The organism is Sphingobacterium sp. WOUb80 (genome assembly GCF_050058145.1).
Classification (GTDB): Bacteria; Bacteroidota; Bacteroidia; order Sphingobacteriales; family Sphingobacteriaceae; genus Sphingobacterium.
This window is the reverse complement of the sequence record NZ_CP165617.1, coordinates 3637417-3657195: the sequence shown is the minus strand read 5'-3', so window position 1 is coordinate 3657195 and position 19779 is coordinate 3637417. Positions and strand designations below refer to the sequence as shown.

Below are 19779 nucleotides of genomic sequence, written 5' to 3'. Positions count from 1 at the left end.
ATTACCGAATAACGTAATCGGAAATAAGAGTTATACTATTGGAAATTTCTATTCGATGGAGTTACTTCAAGCAGAAAAAAGAACATTTAAATACGATCATCCCGATTACAATGTAAGGATGGTTTATCCTTATGAAAGCCATGAGATTGTCCCTGAAAATCAGAGCTATCTTGTTGTTATAGCCATTGAAGAGGGGTGCAGCTTGTCAAGTGGCTCAAAGAAAATTGTTTTGAAAGGGGGGAGCAGTATGCTGCTGCGTCTGGATAGCAGTGTGGTGAGCATAAGCTCTAAACATACGAATTCACGTTGCCTCACCCTGCTCTATCGGGATTCCTATGTTCAGCAAATGGATATTTCTGAACAGGACATCACTGCGATCAATGAAGCCATCATCAATGCGGGGAAAATTTCAGATGATATATCACGGATTGCCTATGTAAAAGCGACTGATTTTTTGCGAATGAGCGTTAGCAGCTTGCTTTTACCCGCATTTTATAAGTCCAAATCATTGTTTATTCTTTCGACCTTGATGGATGCCGTACAGCCCAAGACGTCGCCTAATAAACTTGAACTGCGCGAATCAGATGTGGAGAAAATTAGACAGGTAAAGTTACTTATCGAGAATAATCTCCACGAGACATATACCATACATCAACTTGCTAAAGAAGTTGGTACCAATGTCCAATATCTTAAACAGCATTTTAAAAGCTATTATGGACTTACCATATTCAATTTTGTGTTGAAGTGTAAAATGCAAAGGGCTCAGCATTTATTAAAAGATCGAAGGTTGACGATCAGTTTTATTGGGAATCAGCTGGGTTATAAGCATGCGAGCCATTTTACCACTGCATTTAAGAAATTTTTTGGCTATGTACCAAATAGTTTACGCTATGTATTACTAATGATCTATGACGAATTGGTGGCTACTTTAGAAATGGTGCTTGTCTAACTAATTGCTCTAATTTCAGTCCTGGAATTTTCGTTCGTCCATTGTTAAGATTTTATGGATAATGAAAATCGATGCGAAGAAACGAAAAAAGTCGCTTTTCTATTTAGAAAAGCGACTTTTTTGTTCTGTGCTCCCACCTGGGCTCGAACCAGGGACCAAAAGATTATGAGTCTTCTACTCTAACCGACTGAGCTATAGGAGCAGGTCTTTTGTTTTGTCAATTTAAACAGCTGTTGTGCCGTTTTGACGATGCAATTATCGATATTTGTATCGATATTTCAAAATAATTCGATGGAAAAAATTAAAAATATTGTTCTTGATTATGGGAATGTGATCTTTATGATCGACTTTGTAAAATTGAAAGATGCTTTTACTCAGTTAGGTATAGAAAATGTTGATGCCGTATTTGGACATCATGGTCAAAGTGCACTTTTTGATAATTTTGATAAAGGAAAAATTGATTCAATGCAATTTCGTGAGGGGATAAGAGAATTAACCCAAAATCCAGCACTGACGGACGCACAGATTGATACGGCCTGGAACAGTTTACTGATCGGTGTACCACAGGGTAATCATGAGATTTTAATCCAGTTGAAAGATCGATACCGTACCTTTTTGTTAAGTAACAACAATGCAATTCATTATGCCTATTGTATGAATGATATACATGAAAAATATGGTATTGCCGACAATGAAGGTTTTTTTGAAAAGACCTATTACTCCCATTTGGTAGGGATGCGCAAACCGGATGCTGAGATTTTTGAATTGGTTATGCAAGAGCAACAATTGGATCCGGCAGAGACTTTATTTATTGATGACAGTCCTCAACATCTGGCGACAGCAAAACAATTGGGTTGGCATACAGCATTGTGTACTAAGGAGAAACCGTTAAGAATTTTGTTGGAAGAATTCGAATTGTTATAAAAAGTAATTTTGTTTTCCTTTTTAAAAATAAATAGCTTACCTTTGTCCCACTTTAAATTTAAAAGCGGCGAAAGGAGGTATATATAACGCATGATTATCGTAAATGTAAAAGAAGGAGAATCTTTAGATAGAGCATTGAAACGTTTCAAAAAGAAATTCGAAAAAACTGGAGTTTTAAGAGAGTTGCGTTCACGTCAAGCTTACGAAAAGAGATCTGTAACTCGTCGCATTCAAGTGAAAAAAGCGATTTACAAACAATCTTTGAATCAAGATGTAGCTAACTAATTGATTCGCTGAGAATTTTAAAATATAAAGGGAAAAGCAATGCTTTTCCCTTTTTTTTGTGCTTTTAAGTTTGTAATTTAAGCTATATAGCGAGGGAAAATATGTTGGAAAAGGAGTTTATTCGGTTTTTGCAGATTGAAAAAAGGTTTTCAGAACATACGGTTATTGCCTATAAGCATGAGCTGGAGATGTTCCGGTCTTTTTTGGATCGTGAGGGACTGACCGTGCCGGATATCGTATACCGTGATTTACGCCATTATTTCGCGCAAATGGTAGAGTCCGGAAAAAATGCAAGTTCGGTCAACCGGAGTATGTCTTCAATGCGAACTTATTTTAAATTTTTGCAACGTGAGGAGTGTATCGCGAAAAATCCCATGACGCTCATCAAAGCGTTAAAAACTGCTAAAAAACTACCTGTAGTCGTTGAAAAGGAAAAGCTGGTGCGTTTATTGGATCAGATGGGACAGGAGCAGGATGGATTTGAATCCTGTCGCGATTATATGGTTATGGAATTGTTGTTCGGTACCGGGATTCGTTTGGCCGAATTGTTGAAAATTAAGGAACAGGATATCGATTTTTTTAATAAAAATATTCTTATATTAGGTAAAAGGAACAAAGAACGCTTGGTTCCGATCAATAATCTTTTATTGAAAGAATTGAAAAACTATTTGCAACAAAAGGCGACGCAATTTGTTGATACTAATAACAGCTTACTAATCGTTACGAAAGAAGGGAAGCCGGGCTACGCTAAGCTGATCTATGATATTGTACATCGGCAATTGACGTTGATTTCCACTCAAGGTAAGAGAAGCCCTCATATTTTGAGACATACTTTCGCAACAGCCCTATTGGACAATGGGGCAGATTTAAATGCAATTAAAGAGCTGCTGGGGCATGCAGGGCTTGCGGCAACACAAGTGTACACGCATAACTCAGCAGAGCGATTGAAGTCAATTTATAAACAAGCTCATCCAAAAGCTTAAAAAAAGGAGGAAAAATGAACATTACTGTGCAATCCATTCGATTTACTGCTGATCAAAAGCTAATCGAGTTTATCAAAAAGAAAACAGGAAAATTGGAGCAGTTTTTGGATTCCATTATTGGTGGCGAATGCTACCTGCGATTGGAAAATGTCGATGATGAGGCAAATAAAATTTCAGAAATTAAATTAAATATCCCAGGAAGCCAGCTTTTTGCAAAAGGGCAAGCGAAAAGCTTTGAGGAGGCGACAGATATTGCTGTAGAATCCTTGCGTAGGCAGATTAACAAACATAAAACAAAGACGAAAAATACGGTTATCAATGGACGTAATGAAGTTCTTGCCGTAGAGGAAGAAGAAGAGGAAGAAGAATACGATTAATAACGATCAAAACATAGATATACATACAGGAGGTCAGTAGCAACTGGCCTCCTTTTTTTTGTGTAATTTTTGTTGTTATTGTCAGAAAAAACGCCAATTGGTTTTCATCATTTGCTGCAGGCGAAATCATGGAGGTTTTATTTCCACTACTCGTCGAAAGGCTTATTTATATTAAATCAAAATAATCTTCTGTTTTACTTGGATTGATTATAAATAATATTTATTTTTGATCGATTTAAATGATAAGGGAAATAGAAATGTCAGAATTGGTTTGTCCGTTAGCAAATGTTGAGGAAGTTTTTTCAACCACAACAGGTACAGTTTATCAATGTAGCCGCAAAAATTGTTTCTGGTTGGAATACAATAATGAAACAACCTCTTTCTCCGTATCGGATTTTTTGAAGTTTAAGAAACGTATCGATGCGATTGATGTTGAGCACATGCTTCACGATACAACACGTTCATCGGATTTTGAAATCATCATGCCTTTCCGTACGGAAAGATGTTTCATCTTAGCTGTAGAGGACGTACTTCAGTTGCGCGAATTGTTAGATGGCGCTAAATTTATGATGGAACTGAATAGCGTCGTTAGAACTTGTTTGCAAGTTTCGCCATTTGCAGTTTTTGCATAAGGCTATACATATAAACGAATTGAAAAAGCGGTGTACGTCTGTGATGTACACCGCTTTTTGTTTGGAAAGACCTTATTTAATTTTAATTTAAATAAGTGTCAATGAGGCCGTCTTCTGGTTTTATTGACATTCAATGATTTTAAGCACTTTCTGCCACTTATTGTTTTAATTGATGGCTTATTGAAAGTATCAATAGCGCGTATTTGTAATTGTATTGATTCTAAACAACTTGCGGTTTGTTTGTCTAATTTAGACTGAATTTGTATTGCATATTCTTGATACACATTTTGAAAATCTGCTGTATCTTTGTGATGTAATCAGGTGATGATGTGTTTCACTTGTTCATGTTTTAGAAATTAAACTTAAGGTAAATATGAAAGATTTATTGAAATTAAAATCTTCTTTGAAAGAAGAAATCGAAAATATATTGAATGCACAGATTAAAGTTGAAGCTCATTCTTCAGCATTATATTTGGCCATGTCTTCCTGGTGTGACGATCAAGGTTTGGAAAACGCTTCAGAATTTTTTGCGAAGCAATCCAACGAAGAGCGTGAGCACATGTTGAAGCTTTTCAATTATATCAACAATCGTGGTGGCCGTGCAATTTCTCCGGAAGTTACAGGTATTCCTCAAGATTTTGAATCATTCCGTGGTGTATTTGAGCAAACATTGGAGCAAGAGATGTTTGTTACGGAGCAATTCAATAACATCGCCGATAAATGTGCGAAAGCGAAAGATTATGTTACTTTTAACTTTGTACAATGGTTCTTGGAAGAACAAGTGGAAGAGGAATTTGTTGCAAGACGCATCCTTGAATTATTCGATGTAATTGGTGAAGACGGTACTGGTCGTTGGGAAATTGACAAACACCTTGTTAAGGTTGCCTTTGCAGGTGAATAATAAACTTTTAAAAAAGTATAAAAAAACGAGCTGTTTTCCCGACAGCTCGTTTTTTTATATACAAAATCACAACTTTTTACGTTAATAGCTTAAGAATTCTTATATTGAATTGTATTATTGCAAAGTCTATTTGATGGAACTAAGGGGCGGGAATATTATCCGGTTAGTACTTTTTTTAGCTATAACGAGCTTGTTTTTTTTACCCAAAAATGCTTTCGGGCAGGTGTCAAAAAAAGAAGTTTACGGGATTGTTGTAGATACGGCAGGAAGACCCCTAAGTGGCGTCAGTGTCCATTTAACAAGTTCCCGCGATACCTTGTTTTCGTCCACCTCCACAACAGGTTCTTTTCATTTTAGTCGTGTGCAGGGTAATGATATTCGTATCAGTTGCAGCCAGTTGGGCTTAAGCATATTGGAACGGAGTTATCCGCTCTACAATAGTACGACAGCTAAATTGGATGTCGGAAAATTAACGATGTTCCCCCATGTATCCCTGTTAAAAGAAGTGGTTGTACTAAAATATAAACCCATTGTATATAAGCAGGATACTGTTCAATTTAACCTGGATGCCTTTCAGTTTGATCGTCGGGCACTCTTGGAAGAGGCTCTCAAAGCATTACCAAATATACAGGTGTCCCGGGATGGTTCGGTCTATGCCTTTGGCAAGCCCATATCCTCCGTCAAGGTGGATGGAAAGAAATTTTTTGGTGGTGATGTACTGACGGCCACGCGCAATCTTCCCGCAGATTTTGTGAAAAGTGTACAGGTGATTGATTTTTATGGGGATGAGGCGACAGCAAAAGGGATTAAAAGTACCGATTCTGAAAAAGTCCTGAATATCGTTCTCAAAGACGATAAGAAGAAAATTACTTTTGGTCAAGCGACACTGGGAGGCGGTTCTGTAGATCGTTATTTGGGTAGTGCTGGACTGAATCGCTTCAATGATGGGAAAGAGTATTCCATTATCGCCTCTGTTAATAATACAAATACAAACCTCTTCTCTTTCGGTTCTCCCAATGGCGGTGAGCGGGAAAGAGACATGGGCGAACTGGCCGATTTTGCAGATCCTACGGATGGTGTCAATCGCATTGGATCTATTGGTGGTAGCTTTTCCAGTCCGCTTTCTAAAACGGTAACAGCAAGCGGTAAATATGCTTTTACGCAACGCAATAATTATATTCAGGGAAATTCCCTATTGCAATCGGTCTATGGATATGGCAAAGGTGCTAATAATCTAATTAGTAATTTCGAAGATTATAAAATAAAATCAATCGATCGTACGCACAAAATGGATTGGGATTTTGATATGAAGCTGTCTCCCAAAGATCAGCTTAAAATATCGCCCAAGCTGTCTTGGACCAATTCAACAAGCAATACGTTAAAAGATAGACGAATACAAAATAACAGATTAAGCAGTACGGGGAACTATGGTGCAGCCAATAGCACCGAAAGTCCCGCAGCGGCTTTAGATCTTTTTTACGTACGAAGTTTTTCCAAGCCCGGGCGAAAGGTACTCTATACTTTGCACACGGATTTTAATTCCCTGGATAAGGATGAGGAGGTTCGCGATTTTAATAGAGCGATTGACAGCAGTACAAACATACCCAAGATAACAGAGACTTACCTCAATCAAATGGTTCGCTCCAGCAACGAGAATAAAAATATTCAAAGTCGGTTGTCGTTGGTGGAGCCTGTTGATTTAGGTGGTACCTTGGAGATCAATTACGATTTCGATTATACCAAGATTGATGCTCGTCGCTCCACTTTTGATAATAACAATAATTTTAACAATGGGCCCATACTGGTAGACTCACTTAGTTTGAAGTACGACTATTCCTTTGCTAGCAATAAAGTCGGCATGATTTATCGGCAAGATTTAAGTGAAAAAGTGAAAGTGAGTTTCGGTTTTGCGGTTCAGCCTTCGGAATTGACAGGCAGTTCGATGGATAAGCTGATAAAAACGTCCTATTCAAATGTCAATCTTGTACCTTCTGCCGGATTGAAATGGAAATTTACAAAAGAAGAAGATCTTTCTATGGACTACTATGGCCGTAATAATCAGCCGAGCTTCTATCAGATACAGCCAGTTGTCGATAATACCAATACCCAAAATATTGTGGTTGGGAACAAGGATCTGAAATCTGAATTTGCCCATAGTATTGTCTCTAAATATCGCAAATCCATCACAGGTAGAGGGCAATATTTAGAAGCTAGTCTTGCTTTTAACCTCGTGAATGACAAGATTGTAGCTAATCGGACCATTGAGCCCAATTCGACGATTCAGAAGACCACTTATCGCAATACAGAAGGTTATTATGATGTTAAAAGTTATTACTTGTTTACGGCGTCATTATTGTCGGACAACTTGCAGATGAGCTTGAACGGAAATGCAGACTATTATAATAATATCTCTTACATCAATGATAAAAAAAGCTTCGGTGGACACTTTTTGTTTACACAGGCGATTCAATTCCGTTATAGCTGGAGTGATATTTTCGAGGCAGAATTAAATGGGAACTATTCTTTGAATAGGGCAACATTCGACTGGCCAGTACAAGATAATATAACAGCACATTCCGGAATTGTTGGTTTGGGATCTAAAGCTTATTTGGGAAAACATTTTACTATGGGACTTGAGCTTTCTCAAAAATTTAATGCTGGTTATTCGAGTTCATGGAGTAATATCAATCCGACGATAATTAACGCCTATATGGAATATACTTTTGGTAGAAACAATCTAGGTATGCTGCGATTTCAAGGATTTGATTTGATGAATCAGAATACAGGTATCTCGCGTGCAGTCGTTGGAAATGATATTCTGGATGTTCAGAATAATCGGTTGGCCCGTTATTTTATGCTTTCGCTCAATATCAGATTACAGAAATACCCAAAAAAATCATGATGAAAGCCGTAATTATTACTGAACCGGGCGGCCCGGAAGTTTTGGAAGTCCGCGATGTGGAGATGCCGCAGATCGGTGAACTTGAAGTTTTGGTGGAAGTAAAGGCTGCGGGAGTGAATAGACCTGATGTCTTTCAGCGTAAAGGTAACTATCCGGCACCAGCCGGTGTGGATGCGCGAATACCGGGATTGGAAATAGCAGGGATTGTAGTCGCAAAAGGGAAGGATGTGGTCGATTGGGCTATTGGTGATCGTGTATGTGCACTTGTAGCAGGTGGAGGTTATGCGAGCTATGCTAAGGTCTATCAGGGACATTGTTTGCCTATTCCCGACCATTTAGATTTTGTGGAGGCAGCCTCGCTCCCCGAGACCGTTTTTACAGTATGGGACAATGTCTTTCGAAGAGGTAAGTTGCAGGCCGGCGATCATTTTTTGGTACACGGTGGTGCTGGAGGGATTGGCAGTACGGCCATTCAGTTAGCGGCCTTGTTTGGTGCTGTAGTATATACGACAGTCAGCTCATCTGAAAAGGCTAGCTTTTGTAAATCATTGGGAGCCAACAAAGCAATAAATTATAAAACGGAGGATTTTCTGGAGGTGCTGAAGCCTTTGGGAGTTGAAGTTATTTTAGATAGTATTGGCGGTTCATATTTTGAGAAAAATATTAGTCTATTGAATCCTGACGGCCGGTTGGTTTACATTAATGCGATGGAAGGTGCAAAAGTTGAATTGAACTTGCTGAAATTGATGCAAAAACGGATTGTTTTAACGGGTAGTACACTGCGGGCGAGAGACCGTGAATTTAAGCAAGTGCTGCGGGATGATATCTGGTCTCAGGTATGGCCGAAGCTTAGCGCTGGCGATTTCAAACCTACATTATACCGTGTTCTTCCTTTTGCGGAGGCTGCAGAAGCCCATCGGTTAATGGAAGATTCAAGCTTATTGGGCAAAATAGTCTTAAGTTTTTGATCGCTGAAAGCTGAGTGGAGTAGTGCCAGTTACATTTTTGAAGTATTTATGGAAGCTCGAAAAGTTTTGAAAACCTGATTCAAAGCAGATTTGCTTCACCGTCTGTTTGTTTTCTATTAATAAATTGCAAGCGGTTTTCACGCGCATTTCAATTAGAAACTGAAAGAGTGTTTTTCCGATCTGTGATTTGAAATAACGGCAGAAGGAGTTAGGTGTCATCCCTGTTAAGGACGCTAGTTCCTGCAGCCGTATCTGGTCGCGATAATTTTCACCGATATATTGCATGGCAATCTGCATGCGGTTGGCGTCCTGATCTTGCAGTTGGATGGTAAAAGTAGGGCTCGTTAACAGATCATGCTGTTCTTCGGCCGAAATATATTGTAAGATTTCTAATAGATGAATAATACGTGTGGTACCTGTTGCTGCCAAGATAGCGTCAATTAATTGTACAGTTTGTAGTCGGCTAGTCTCCGATAATGAAATGCCTCTTTTGGATACACGTATAAGGTCTTTGATGGATTTATTTTCAGGTAAATTAATAAAATCATTTCCCCAAAAGTTTTCTTTAAAATGAAGCACACGAATATCTGCGCTTTCTGCTCCTTCATCTTGAAGATAAATTTCGTCAAATAGCCAATAATGAGGCAGGTTTGAACCAACAAGGGTAATATCGCCTGATTCAAAGCGCCGAACACTATCGCCAATAAATTGGGTGCCAGAGCCTTTGGCAAAATAAATTAATTCCAGTTCTTCGTGGTAGTGCCAAAGATTATGGTACTGGGGTGTATTGTCTCTTCTCGCATTGAAAGAATGCTCAAGATTGCTATTTAAATGAAGCAGTTGTGCTTTCATAATTATGAAATATATGCAGTAAAGTTACATAATTCAGTTTAGCTATGGTAATATAGCTTAATAATTTGATAATATACTTGAATATTGTCTAGCATTTTTAAGCTTATTTTACATTAAATAACTACTTATAACCATTTGAAAAATATGACGAATAAAAAGAGTTACGCATTTGCTTTGATTTTGGTGACATCCTTGTTCTTTTTTTGGGGATTTATTCATAACCTTGATCCAATCTTAATTCCGCATTTGAGGAATGCGTTTAGTTTATCCCATTTCCAGGCTTCCTTAGTCGATTCGGCTGTATTTATCGCTTATTTTGTGATGGCGATTCCTGCTGGAATTATCATGAAAAAATATGGCTATAAAGCTGGTATTCTGATCGGATTGATCTTTTTTGCCATTGGCTGTTTTCTTTTTGTACCTGCGGCCAATACGATAAGTTATGTTTTCTTTTTGGGAGCCTTGTTCGTTGTAGCCTGTGGTCTTACGATTTTGGAAACTGCAGCAAATCCGTATGTAGCGATTTTGGGAGATCCAGCTTCGTCGGCACAGCGACTTAATTTTGCGCAGTCCTTTAATGGGTTAGCGGCCTTTGTTGCTCCGATTTTTGGAGGAAAATTTATTTTATCACATGAGCCTAAATCACAGGAAGAACTGGCGCAAATGGCTGAGCAGGCAAAGATGGCGTATATTCAGTCGGAAACAGCTGCTGTGAAATTGCCTTATGTGGTACTAGGGATATTGATCTTATTGATTGCTGCGTTGTTTTTCTTTACCAGATTACCTGATATCAAAGATGCTGAGGAAGAAGGTCGAGCTGGTTTTTTTCATGCGTTGCGTCATAAAAATGTGCGTTGGGCAGTGGTGGCTCAATTTTTCTATGTGGGAGCACAAGTTTGTATTTTAAGCTTCCTCGTATTATATGCTACAGAAGCTGCCGGCATATCGGGTAAGGATGGTGCCGACTATGCTGGGTTTGCTGGATTGGCTTTTATGTTGGGCAGGTTTATCGGTACATTTTTTATGCGTTTTGTGTCTGCATCCAAGCTCCTGATCATCTATTCCGCTATAGCGATCGTTCTATCCCTATTTGTCATCTTCGGATCGGGTATTCAGACCCTATATGCGCTGATTGGCATTGCGTTCTTTATGTCCATTATGTTTCCGACAATATTCGCGTTTGGTGTACAAGGTATCGGTGCCGATACTAAATCAGCGTCTAGTTTGATCGTTATGTCTATTGTTGGTGGCGCATTGTTGCCTCCAATATTAGGTTTTATCTCCGATAAAACAGGACATTTCCAATATGGTTATTTTGTACCATTGGTCTGTTTTATTGTTGTCTTGTTGTTTGCTTTCCAAAATAGAAATGTCAGTATTGCGGAAACGGAAAATCTTAAATCACATTAATTAGTTAATAATGAAAAGATATGTCATGGCTTTGGATCTTGTGGACGATCCACAATTGATCAAGGAATATGAGGATTACCACCGTGAAGTGTGGCCGGAAATAAAACGCTCGATTCTGGATGCAGGTATTCTGCAGATGGAGATCTACCGTTTTGAAAATAGATTGTTTATGAACATGGAGGTAGGCGAAAACTTTTCATTTGAGAAAAAATCGGCTATGGATGCTGCCAATGAAAAAGTGCAGGAGTGGGAACAATTGATGTGGAAATATCAGGCGGCTATTCCGGGGGCAAAACCGGGGGAGAAATGGGTAATGATGACCAAAATATTTGAATTAGTATAATTATGGCTATACAGCGCTATTTACAGATCCATCCGATGGATAATGTCCTTGTTGCATTACAGGACTTGGCAGCAGGAACAACGGTTGTTTTTGAGGGTAAGGAATTTACATTAAAGCAAGCTGTTGCTGCCAAACATAAATTCACCATACAGCCAATGGAACAAGATACCGAGATATTAATGTACGGTGTTCTGGTTGGGAAATTGAATACATCTTTAGCTGAAGGGGAACTCATTACGACTGAAAACTTGCGCCATGCGTCGGAAGATTTTAGAATGGGGAACCGCAAGACAGCTTGGACAAAACCTGATGTTTCTGCGTTTAAAGATAAAACGTTCAATGGATTCCACCGTTCAAATGGGACTGTTGGAACTGCCAATTACTGGTTGGTTATCCCGTTGGTTTTTTGCGAAAATAGAAATGTATTGACCTTGAAAGCTGCTTTTGAGGAGAAGCTGGGCTATAAAGTAAAAGCGAATAATTATGTCTCTGAGGTAGAAGACCTCATTGGTTTATATAAGTCTGGTGCCGATGTAAATGCGATTCTCAGTCAGGATCTACTTGCTAATTCGACTTCCAGTGAGCAGGAACGCTTATTCAAAAATGTCGATGGAATCAAGTTTTTGAATCATGAGATGGGATGCGGTGGAACACGTATGGATTCGGATGCTTTATGTGGTCTGTTGGCTGGCTATATTACCCATCCGAATGTTGCGGGGGCAACCGTATTGAGTTTAGGATGCCAACATGCGCAAGCTTCAATTCTGAAGGCGGAAATTGAAAAGCGAAGCCCGGGTTTTGATCGCCCGCTATATATTTTCGAGCAGCAGAAAGAAGGAACTGAAAAGGAACTTATGCAAAAGGCTATTAAGGCAACTTTTGCGGGGATGATGCAAGCTGATAAAAATGAGCGCAAACCAGCGACATTGGACAAATTGTGTATTGGACTGGAATGTGGTGGCTCGGACGGATTCTCGGGTATCTCTGCCAATCCTGCGCTCGGTTTTGTATCGGATATTTTGGTGACTTTAGGCGGATCGGTGATTCTGGCGGAGTTCCCTGAATTATGTGGCGTGGAACAGGAGTTGAGTGATCGTTGTATCGATGAGCCAACTGCGGAGCGTTTTATGTCGCTGATGCGTACTTATAATGCAAAAGCCGAAGCTGATGGCTCGGGTTTCTATATGAATCCTTCTCCGGGCAATATTCGTGATGGCTTAATTACTGACGCGATTAAGTCTGCAGGGGCAGCCAAAAAAGGAGGAACCTCGCCTGTTGCAGCGGTGATTGACTATCCTGAATTGGCCAACGGTCCGGGGTTAAACTTACTATGTACTCCTGGTAATGATGTGGAAAGTACCACTGCAGAGGTGGCCGCAGGTGCCAATATCGTCTTGTTTACGACGGGCCTAGGTACACCTACAGGTAACCCGATTACACCCGTTGTGAAACTTTCGACAAATACCAAAACTTTTGAGAAAATGCCCGATATCCTGGATCTGAACTGTGGTACCATTATCGAAGGTACAGAGACTATTGAGGAGGCTGCACACCGTATTTTGGATTATGTGATAGAAGTTGCTTCCGGTGAAGTGAAACCAAAAGCGGTGTTGTTGGGTCAAGACGATTTCATTCCATGGCGTAGAGGTGTTTCATTGTAGTTGAGTATAATAAGTTTATTGAAAATCCATGACAACTAATTATTTACATATGAAACTTAAACATGTAATCTGTGGTTTGGTCTTGCTGATGGGATCTGTATCCGCGAGCTATAGCCAGCAACATTATCAACCGAGTCCCGAAAATCTAAAAAATAGGGAATGGTTCGAACAATCTCGGTTTGGAGTTTTTATCCATTGGGGGGTATATAGTGTGCTGGGAGATGGTGAATGGGTCATGAACAACCAAAATATCAGTTTGGATGAATATGCATTGCTACCTAAATTTTTCAATCCAATTTCTTTCAATGCGAAAGAATGGGCGAAGTTATTTAAACAGGCCGGAGCAAAGTATATCACCTTTACCACCAGACATCATGATGGATTTTCGATGTGGGATAGCCAGATTTCGGACTATAACGTGGTGAAGAAATCTCCCTTCAAACGCGATATTGTGAAAGAGTTGGTGGAAGCTTGCCATGCTGAAGGGATAAAAGTGATGTTCTACTATTCGCTTTTAGATTGGCACCGGGATGATTATCTACCCGTTGGTAAAACGGGCGGCGGCATTGCGGGCCGCGATTCAACAAAAGGGGATTGGAATCATTATGTCCAGTTTATGAAAAGCCAATTAACGGAGCTGTTGAGCAATTATGGCGAGATCGATGGGATCTGGTTTGATGGTCATTGGGACAAGCCCAATGAAGATTGGCATTTCAAAGAAATCTATGAATTGATTCATAAGTTACAGCCGCAATGTTTGGTCGGTAACAATCACCATTTGGCACCATTTGAAGGTGAAGATTTTCAGATGTTCGAACGTGATTTGCCTGGGGAGAATACCACTGGGTTCGGCACGAAAGCGCATGATGTTGGGAAATTGCCGAAGGAAGTATGTGGAACAATTGCAGGATCGTGGGGATTTGAGCTGAAAGATCGGACACGAAAATCTTTTCAGGAAGTGTTGAAATACCTGGTCAAGGCAGCTGGTCATGGTTCCAATTTATTGCTCAATGTAGGTCCAATGCCGAACGGCGAGATTCAGGACTATCAACAGGAGCGCTTGAAAGAACTTGGAAAATGGCTATCGCTGTATGGTGAAACAATCTATGGAACAGAGGGGGGAGCTGTGTCGCCAACAGACGATTATGCGTTGACAAAAAAAGGAAACCAGGTGTATCTACATGTGTTTAAAACGGATAAAAAGGAATTGTTGATCAATAACCTGCCTTATCAGGTGAAAAAAGTAAGCACATTTATCGGAAAGAAAGAGATTAAGTTTAGTCATAAGAACAATAGTCTACGCGTGGATTTGCCAACATCGACAGATGAAGCAGATTTGGTATTGACATTAACAATTAAATAACAATGGGAAAATTAGAACAAAAAGTAGCTGTAATTACCGGTGGTGGTAGTGGGATAGGCCGTGCGATCAGTTTGCAATTTGCTGCAGAAGGAGCAAAAGTTCATATTCTGGATTTGAATGAAGACGGTGGTAATGCGGTGGTTGGTGAGATCTTGGCTTTGGGTGGTCAGGCTGTGTTTAATCGTTGTAATGTAACTGACCAGCAAGAAATTACTGCTATAGCGCAAAATATCGGAAAAATTGATATTTTAGTAAATAATGCAGGTATTGCTCATGTTGGTAATTTGGAAAATTGTCAATCAGAAGATTTTGAGCGTGTTTTTAATGTGAATGTTAAGGGCGCTTACAATGCATTGCATGCTATCGTGCCGATGATGAAAGCGCAGGGTTCTGGAGCAATCCTTAATCTAGCATCCATCGCTGCATGGGTTGGTATCACGGATCGTTTTGCTTATTCGATGAGCAAAGGTGCTATTTACGCGATGTCAATGTCTGTTGCAAGGGATTACATGGCCTACGGTATTCGTTGCAATAGCATTTCGCCTGCACGTGTACATACGCCATTTGTGGATGGATTTATCGCGAAAAACTATCCTGGAAAAGAGGAAGAAATGTTTGAGAAATTATCCGCAAGCCAGCCAATAGGCCGCATGGCACAACCGGAGGAAATTGCCAAATTAGCACTTTTCCTGTGTAGTGACGACGCGGGCTTTATTACTGGAAATGACTATCCAATTGATGGTGGTTTTATTAAATTGAACAATTAAAAAGCTAAAAATAAAATATCTATTATCTCAATACTATAAAAATGAAATTAATACGTTTTGGAGCTCAAGGCAAAGAGAAAATCGGTGTTCAGATCGATGGCGTAAATTACGATGTAAGCGCATTTGGTGGTGATTACAATGAGCAATTTTTTGCTGAGGATGGTGTAGCTCGTTTAGAAGAATTTGTGAAGGCAAATGAAGGTAAGTTGATTGAAGTTCCTCAAGGCGAGCGTATCGGAGCACCTTTTGCCCGTCCATCCAAAATTGTTTGTATTGGATTGAACTATTTAGACCATGCAAAGGAGACCAATGCACCTATTCCTGCTGAACCGATCATCTTTATGAAATCGACCACTTCGTTGGTAGGTCCATACGATAATGTGATGATTCCTAAAGATTCTCTAAAAACAGATTGGGAAGTGGAATTCTGTATCGTGATCGGTAAAAAAGCCTCTTATGTAGAAGAGCATGAGGCCTTAGATTATGTGGTCGGTTATGTGTTGCACAATGATGTTTCTGAACGTGAGTATCAGTTGGAGCGTGGCGGTACCTGGGATAAAGGAAAAGGATGTGATACTTTCGCACCAATGGGACCCTTCATGGCGACAAAAGAGGAAATCAAAGATATCAACAATGTGCGTCTATGGTTAAAGGTAAACGGAAAAACCTATCAGGATGGCAATACCAAGGATTTGATCTTTTCGGTAGCACATGTGGTATCGTATGTTTCTAAATTTATGACCTTGTTGCCTGGCGACGTTATTTCAACAGGTACACCTGCAGGTGTTGGGTTAGGATTTAATCCACCGATTTACTTGAAACCTGGCGATGTTATCGAGTTAGGAGCAGATGGTCTTGGGGAGTCCCGTCAGACTGTTGTAGCGTATTCAAAAAATTAATTGCTCATCAGGTTTTCATTTCATTATGCGTATAGATACCCATCAGCATTTCTGGAAATTCGACCCAATTAGAGATAGTTGGATTACCGAAGAAATGCAGGTCATAAGACGTGATTTCAGCCCTTTAGATATTCAGTTTGTGCTTGAACGAAATGGATTCGGAGGGAGTGTTGCTGTTCAGGCAGATCAATCCAAAGAAGAGACTGCTTATTTGGTTCAGCTGGCTAATGATTATCCTTTTATTAAAGGCGTTGTGGGCTGGATTGATCTTCAAGCAGCAGATATTCGACAACAGTTGGATGGCTATCAATCAGATACGGTCATCAAAGGATTTCGTCACATTGTTGAAGGAGAAGCGGATCCTGATTTTCTTATCCGCCCTGCCGTACTAAATGGACTGAAGGCATTGGCAGATTATGGTTATACTTATGATCTGCTCATCCGTCCACGTCATTATGCAGCAACGCTAGATTGTGTGCAGCAAAATCCAAATCTCCAATTTGTGTTGGATCATATTGCCAAACCGCCAATCAAGTCGAAGGCATTTGATGAGTGGGCAACGTTTATCGATGCGCTATCGGCTTTTCCGAATGTTGTATGTAAAGTTTCTGGACTTGCAACGGAGGCCGATTGGGAGGGATGGAAGCTTGATGATTTTAAACAATATCTGGAGCATATCTTTGCACGTTTTGGAAAGGAGCGCATTATGTATGGGTCAGATTGGCCGGTATGTCTATTGGCGGCATCTTACGAAGAAAGTATTGCTATAGTTGAAGATAAATTGGGGCAATTTACAGCTGCAGAGAAGAACGCATTTTGGGCAGAGAACGCTATACGCGTGTATAATCTTTAAAAAGAAAAACTTCAGCATGTTATGAAAGGGAAAAATAACATGCTGAAGTTTTTTATTGGCCATGAAGCCGGATAAATGGGCTGAATAACGCCAATATAAATTAATCAATAACCAGAGAACGAGTTCATTGTTGCGAATGTTAATCACAATCAATGAAACAAACCATTCAATAAAAGTATTATGGATCTTCATTTAAGAGATAAAGTTGTTATTGTTACCGGCGGAGCAAAAGGAATCGGGCGGGCCGTAGTTCATGCGTTAGCTAAAGAACAGGCTATTCCGGTCATTGTTGGTCGTAAACAGGCGGATAATGAAAAAGTCAAGGAAGAAATCAAGCAATTTGGTGTGGATGCACTCTGTATTGAAGCAGAGTTGTCTAAACCCGAAGATTGTGAAAGAGCCGTTCAAAAGACATTGGAAGTATACGGTCGCATTGATGGCTTGGTGAATAATGCCGGACAAAATGATGGTGTTGGATTAGCATCAGGTAATTATGAAAAATTTGTTGCTTCCCTGCATAAGAACTTAATTCACTACTACCTCATGGCACATCATGCCTTGGATGCGTTGAAAGCTTCTAAAGGTAGTATCGTGAATATTTCGTCCAAAACTGGTGAAACGGGACAGGGGAATACCTCGGCTTATGCGGCATCCAATGGTGGACGCAATGCGCTTACACGCGAGTGGGCTGTAGAATTGTTGCCTTACTCGATTCGTGTAAATGCCATTATCGTGGCAGAATGTGCAACTCCGCAATACGATACCTGGATTCAAACCTTATCAAATCCGGAGGAGACCTTGAAGAAAATTACGGATCGCATTCCATTGGAGCATCGCATGACGACAGCAGAAGAAATCGCCGATACAACAGTCTTTTTGCTGTCTAACAAGTCAAGTCATACAACTGGCCAATTGATTCATGTGGACGGTGGTTATGTGCATCTGGATCGCTCTATTATTGCTGAATCCTAGCAGAGCAGCGATTGGATTTTGGAAATTAAACTTGTGTGGTTTTTAAAGTGACAACTCCGGTTCATTTCCAAAATCCATGATCGTTTTTAGATACTGTCCTTCAATCAGTGAAAAAATCGTCATTGAACTCGGGCAGTAGGGACATGGTGAATGTTCTATATAGCAGAGATGAAGGGGAAGTTATATGAAATGCAGTTAGCTAAAACAAAAAAAGCTTGTTCAATGAACAAGCTTTTTTTGTGGTGCCACCTGGGTTCGAACCAGGGACACAAGGATTTTCAGTCCTTTGCTCTACCAGCTGAGCTATGGCACCAGTTGACCTTTTATTTAAATCTGTGATCATCAGATTGAAGCGTGGTGCCACCTGGGTTCGAACCAGGGACACAAGGATTTTCAGTCCTTTGCTCTACCAGCTGAGCTATGGCACCGCTTTTTTGCTATGGGTTTGTTCCCCTATTGCGATGCAAATATAGTCCGATAATTTGAATTCTAAAACTTTTATGCAGATTATTTTCGTACTTTTTTCGAACGTGTTGATTTTGATCGAGATAAAATTACAAGAAACTAACATATAGAAAAAGGAATAAGCTGTATCTTTGCATTTCAATAATTAGAGATGAGTAAAAGAGGAAGAGTTTTAGTTGCAATGAGTGGAGGGGTAGATAGCTCCGTTGCTTCTGTCATGCTCCACGAACAAGGATATGAAGTTATCGGTATCACGATGAAGACATGGGATTATGCATCCGCAGGTGGTTCGTCGAAAGAGACCGGATGTTGTAGCCTTGATAGTATCAATGACGCTCGTACATTAGCCGTAAACTATGGTTTCCCTCATTATATATTAGATATACGTGATGAGTTTGGAGATTTTGTGATTGATAATTTTGTAGAAGAATATATTGCTGGACGCACGCCTAACCCATGCGTATTGTGTAATACCCACATCAAATGGGAGGCTTTAATGAAACGCGCTGACAAATTAGACTGTGAATTTATTGCTACAGGACATTACGCAAATATTCGTATGCACGACAATGGCCGTTATGTGATCTCCAAAGGTAAGGATGAAAATAAAGATCAGTCTTATGTTTTGTGGGGAGTTTCACAAGAGAACCTTGCGCGCACACAATTTCCGTTGGGATCTTTCACAAAAAAGGAGATTCGTCAGATGGCTTTGGATATGGGACAAAAAGAATTGGCCAATAAATCTGAAAGTTACGAAATCTGCTTCGTTCCTGACAACGATTACCGTGCATTCTTGAGACATAAGGTGCCTACTTTGGATCAACAAATTGGTCCGGGTAATTTTATCCTTTCTGATGGTACCGTCGTCGGTAAACATATTGGCTACCCTTATTTCACCATCGGTCAACGTAAAGGCTTAGGTATTGCCTTAGGTAAACCGATGTTTGTGATCGAAATCCTTCCAGAAAGTAATACGGTGGTATTGGGTGAAGAACACGAACTTGAAAAGTCACACGCGTACGTTCGCAATGTGAACTTTGTGAAATATGCAGGACTGGATCAACCGATGGAAGCAATTTCAAAGGTACGTTATAAAGATTCTGGTGCTTTGTCGACCATCTCCCAAGAAGGTGACAAAGTGCGTATAGACTTTGTGCATAATGTAAAAGGTATTGCCCCAGGGCAATCGGCCGTTTTTTATGAAGGCAATGATCTACTCGGTGGTGGTTTCTTAATGAAATAATAGGAATCTGACCTGAGATCTAGCATAAGA

At 39.9% G+C, this 19779-nt stretch carries 19 protein-coding genes and 3 tRNA genes; 18 read left to right on the top strand and 4 right to left on the bottom strand.

What is annotated here, in order from left to right:
• Positions 1–55: 55 nt before the first annotated feature.
• The gene (locus tag AB1Z56_RS15300; protein ID WP_426789570.1) at positions 56–949 is read left to right on the top strand and encodes a helix-turn-helix domain-containing protein; all 894 of its coding nucleotides are present in this window, start codon (positions 56–58) and stop codon (positions 947–949) included.
• A gap of 128 nt (positions 950–1077) precedes the next feature.
• Here the strand turns inward: AB1Z56_RS15300 and AB1Z56_RS15295 are convergent.
• Positions 1078–1151 (bottom strand) — tRNA-Ile (locus AB1Z56_RS15295).
• Between the two features lie 89 nt (positions 1152–1240).
• Between AB1Z56_RS15295 and AB1Z56_RS15290 the strand changes: the two genes are divergently transcribed.
• The 8 genes from AB1Z56_RS15290 to AB1Z56_RS15255 all read left to right on the top strand — a co-directional run bounded on the left by AB1Z56_RS15290 (position 1241) and on the right by AB1Z56_RS15255 (position 8921).
• Complete coding sequence (locus AB1Z56_RS15290) at positions 1241–1873, top strand: HAD family hydrolase (RefSeq protein WP_426789569.1); 633 nt, start codon at positions 1241–1243, stop codon at positions 1871–1873.
• Positions 1874–1963: 90 nt separating this feature from the next.
• Positions 1964–2158 carry a 30S ribosomal protein S21 gene (gene rpsU / locus AB1Z56_RS15285; RefSeq protein WP_046672133.1) on the top strand — a complete coding sequence of 65 codons (195 nt, stop codon included), beginning with the start codon at positions 1964–1966 and terminating at the stop codon, positions 2156–2158.
• A gap of 101 nt (positions 2159–2259) precedes the next feature.
• Positions 2260–3141: a tyrosine-type recombinase/integrase gene (locus AB1Z56_RS15280; protein WP_426789568.1), complete on the top strand. Its 882-nt coding sequence runs from the start codon at positions 2260–2262 to the stop codon at positions 3139–3141.
• Positions 3142–3155: 14 nt separating this feature from the next.
• Complete coding sequence (gene hpf / locus AB1Z56_RS15275) at positions 3156–3518, top strand: ribosome hibernation-promoting factor, HPF/YfiA family (RefSeq protein WP_088162635.1); 363 nt, start codon at positions 3156–3158, stop codon at positions 3516–3518.
• Positions 3519–3757: 239 nt separating this feature from the next.
• Positions 3758–4150 carry a DUF6686 family protein gene (locus AB1Z56_RS15270; protein WP_426789567.1) on the top strand — a complete coding sequence of 131 codons (393 nt, stop codon included), beginning with the start codon at positions 3758–3760 and terminating at the stop codon, positions 4148–4150.
• 373 nt (positions 4151–4523) lie between these two features.
• A complete protein-coding gene (locus AB1Z56_RS15265; protein WP_075993930.1) occupies positions 4524–5051 on the top strand; it encodes a ferritin in 528 nt (175 codons plus the stop codon).
• A 223-nt stretch (positions 5052–5274) separates the two neighbouring features.
• Entirely contained in the window at positions 5275–7953 is a 2679-nt protein-coding gene (locus AB1Z56_RS15260; RefSeq protein ID WP_426789566.1) for a TonB-dependent receptor, read from the top strand.
• Positions 7950–8921 (top strand): NAD(P)H-quinone oxidoreductase, encoded by a 972-nt coding sequence (locus AB1Z56_RS15255; RefSeq protein WP_309362289.1) that lies wholly within the window; start codon positions 7950–7952, stop codon positions 8919–8921. The genes AB1Z56_RS15260 and AB1Z56_RS15255 overlap by 4 nt, the downstream gene beginning before the upstream one ends.
• Here the strand turns inward: AB1Z56_RS15255 and AB1Z56_RS15250 are convergent.
• Complete coding sequence (locus AB1Z56_RS15250) at positions 8910–9773, bottom strand: AraC family transcriptional regulator (protein WP_426789565.1); 864 nt, start codon at positions 9771–9773, stop codon at positions 8910–8912. The two genes, AB1Z56_RS15255 and AB1Z56_RS15250, sit on opposite strands and share 12 nt — an antisense overlap.
• A gap of 144 nt (positions 9774–9917) precedes the next feature.
• Here AB1Z56_RS15250 and fucP point away from each other — a divergent pair, with 144 nt between their 5' ends.
• The 8 genes from fucP to AB1Z56_RS15210 all read left to right on the top strand — a co-directional run bounded on the left by fucP (position 9918) and on the right by AB1Z56_RS15210 (position 18041).
• Entirely contained in the window at positions 9918–11183 is a 1266-nt protein-coding gene (fucP, locus tag AB1Z56_RS15245; RefSeq protein ID WP_201669475.1) for an L-fucose:H+ symporter permease, read from the top strand.
• A gap of 10 nt (positions 11184–11193) precedes the next feature.
• Positions 11194–11526 (top strand): L-rhamnose mutarotase, encoded by a 333-nt coding sequence (locus AB1Z56_RS15240; protein ID WP_309362296.1) that lies wholly within the window; start codon positions 11194–11196, stop codon positions 11524–11526.
• Between the two features lie 2 nt (positions 11527–11528).
• Positions 11529–13187 carry a UxaA family hydrolase gene (locus AB1Z56_RS15235; protein WP_426789564.1) on the top strand — a complete coding sequence of 553 codons (1659 nt, stop codon included), beginning with the start codon at positions 11529–11531 and terminating at the stop codon, positions 13185–13187.
• 49 nt (positions 13188–13236) lie between these two features.
• Positions 13237–14550, top strand: coding sequence for an alpha-L-fucosidase (locus tag AB1Z56_RS15230; protein ID WP_426789563.1), 1314 nt, complete (start codon positions 13237–13239; stop codon positions 14548–14550).
• Between the two features lie 2 nt (positions 14551–14552).
• Positions 14553–15317, top strand: a complete 765-nt coding sequence (locus AB1Z56_RS15225; RefSeq protein WP_309362302.1) for an SDR family NAD(P)-dependent oxidoreductase — start codon at positions 14553–14555, stop codon at positions 15315–15317.
• Positions 15318–15358: 41 nt separating this feature from the next.
• Complete coding sequence (locus AB1Z56_RS15220; RefSeq protein WP_309362304.1) at positions 15359–16216, top strand: fumarylacetoacetate hydrolase family protein; 858 nt, start codon at positions 15359–15361, stop codon at positions 16214–16216.
• Positions 16217–16241: 25 nt separating this feature from the next.
• Positions 16242–17069 carry an amidohydrolase family protein gene (locus AB1Z56_RS15215; RefSeq protein ID WP_426789562.1) on the top strand — a complete coding sequence of 276 codons (828 nt, stop codon included), beginning with the start codon at positions 16242–16244 and terminating at the stop codon, positions 17067–17069.
• A gap of 180 nt (positions 17070–17249) precedes the next feature.
• Complete coding sequence (locus tag AB1Z56_RS15210; RefSeq protein WP_120336224.1) at positions 17250–18041, top strand: SDR family oxidoreductase; 792 nt, start codon at positions 17250–17252, stop codon at positions 18039–18041.
• Positions 18042–18281: 240 nt separating this feature from the next.
• On the opposite strand, the gene AB1Z56_RS15205 is transcribed toward AB1Z56_RS15210, so the two are convergent.
• Both AB1Z56_RS15205 and AB1Z56_RS15200 read right to left on the bottom strand, forming a co-directional pair.
• Positions 18282–18354 (bottom strand) — tRNA-Phe (locus AB1Z56_RS15205).
• A gap of 42 nt (positions 18355–18396) precedes the next feature.
• Positions 18397–18469, bottom strand: a tRNA-Phe gene (locus AB1Z56_RS15200).
• A 188-nt stretch (positions 18470–18657) separates the two neighbouring features.
• On the opposite strand from AB1Z56_RS15200, the gene mnmA reads away from it, so the two are divergent.
• Positions 18658–19749, top strand: coding sequence for a tRNA 2-thiouridine(34) synthase MnmA (gene mnmA / locus AB1Z56_RS15195; protein ID WP_046672147.1), 1092 nt, complete (start codon positions 18658–18660; stop codon positions 19747–19749).
• Positions 19750–19779: the final 30 nt, after the last annotated feature.

Coding starts and splice junctions, on each gene's coding strand:
- fucP (WP_201669475.1), top strand. CDS start 9,918: ATGACGAATAAAAAGAGTTACGCATTTGCTTTGATTTTGGTGACATCC.
- mnmA (WP_046672147.1), top strand. CDS start 18,658: ATGAGTAAAAGAGGAAGAGTTTTAGTTGCAATGAGTGGAGGGGTAGAT.
- AB1Z56_RS15240 (WP_309362296.1), top strand. CDS start 11,194: ATGAAAAGATATGTCATGGCTTTGGATCTTGTGGACGATCCACAATTG.
- AB1Z56_RS15280 (WP_426789568.1), top strand. CDS start 2,260: ATGTTGGAAAAGGAGTTTATTCGGTTTTTGCAGATTGAAAAAAGGTTT.
- AB1Z56_RS15215 (WP_426789562.1), top strand. CDS start 16,242: ATGCGTATAGATACCCATCAGCATTTCTGGAAATTCGACCCAATTAGA.
- AB1Z56_RS15265 (WP_075993930.1), top strand. CDS start 4,524: ATGAAAGATTTATTGAAATTAAAATCTTCTTTGAAAGAAGAAATCGAA.
- AB1Z56_RS15290 (WP_426789569.1), top strand. CDS start 1,241: ATGGAAAAAATTAAAAATATTGTTCTTGATTATGGGAATGTGATCTTT.
- AB1Z56_RS15220 (WP_309362304.1), top strand. CDS start 15,359: ATGAAATTAATACGTTTTGGAGCTCAAGGCAAAGAGAAAATCGGTGTT.
- AB1Z56_RS15225 (WP_309362302.1), top strand. CDS start 14,553: ATGGGAAAATTAGAACAAAAAGTAGCTGTAATTACCGGTGGTGGTAGT.
- AB1Z56_RS15230 (WP_426789563.1), top strand. CDS start 13,237: ATGAAACTTAAACATGTAATCTGTGGTTTGGTCTTGCTGATGGGATCT.
- AB1Z56_RS15255 (WP_309362289.1), top strand. CDS start 7,950: ATGATGAAAGCCGTAATTATTACTGAACCGGGCGGCCCGGAAGTTTTG.
- AB1Z56_RS15210 (WP_120336224.1), top strand. CDS start 17,250: ATGGATCTTCATTTAAGAGATAAAGTTGTTATTGTTACCGGCGGAGCA.
- AB1Z56_RS15300 (WP_426789570.1), top strand. CDS start 56: ATGGAGTTACTTCAAGCAGAAAAAAGAACATTTAAATACGATCATCCC.
- AB1Z56_RS15235 (WP_426789564.1), top strand. CDS start 11,529: ATGGCTATACAGCGCTATTTACAGATCCATCCGATGGATAATGTCCTT.
- hpf (WP_088162635.1), top strand. CDS start 3,156: ATGAACATTACTGTGCAATCCATTCGATTTACTGCTGATCAAAAGCTA.
- AB1Z56_RS15270 (WP_426789567.1), top strand. CDS start 3,758: ATGATAAGGGAAATAGAAATGTCAGAATTGGTTTGTCCGTTAGCAAAT.
- rpsU (WP_046672133.1), top strand. CDS start 1,964: ATGATTATCGTAAATGTAAAAGAAGGAGAATCTTTAGATAGAGCATTG.
- AB1Z56_RS15250 (WP_426789565.1), bottom strand. CDS start 9,773: ATGAAAGCACAACTGCTTCATTTAAATAGCAATCTTGAGCATTCTTTC.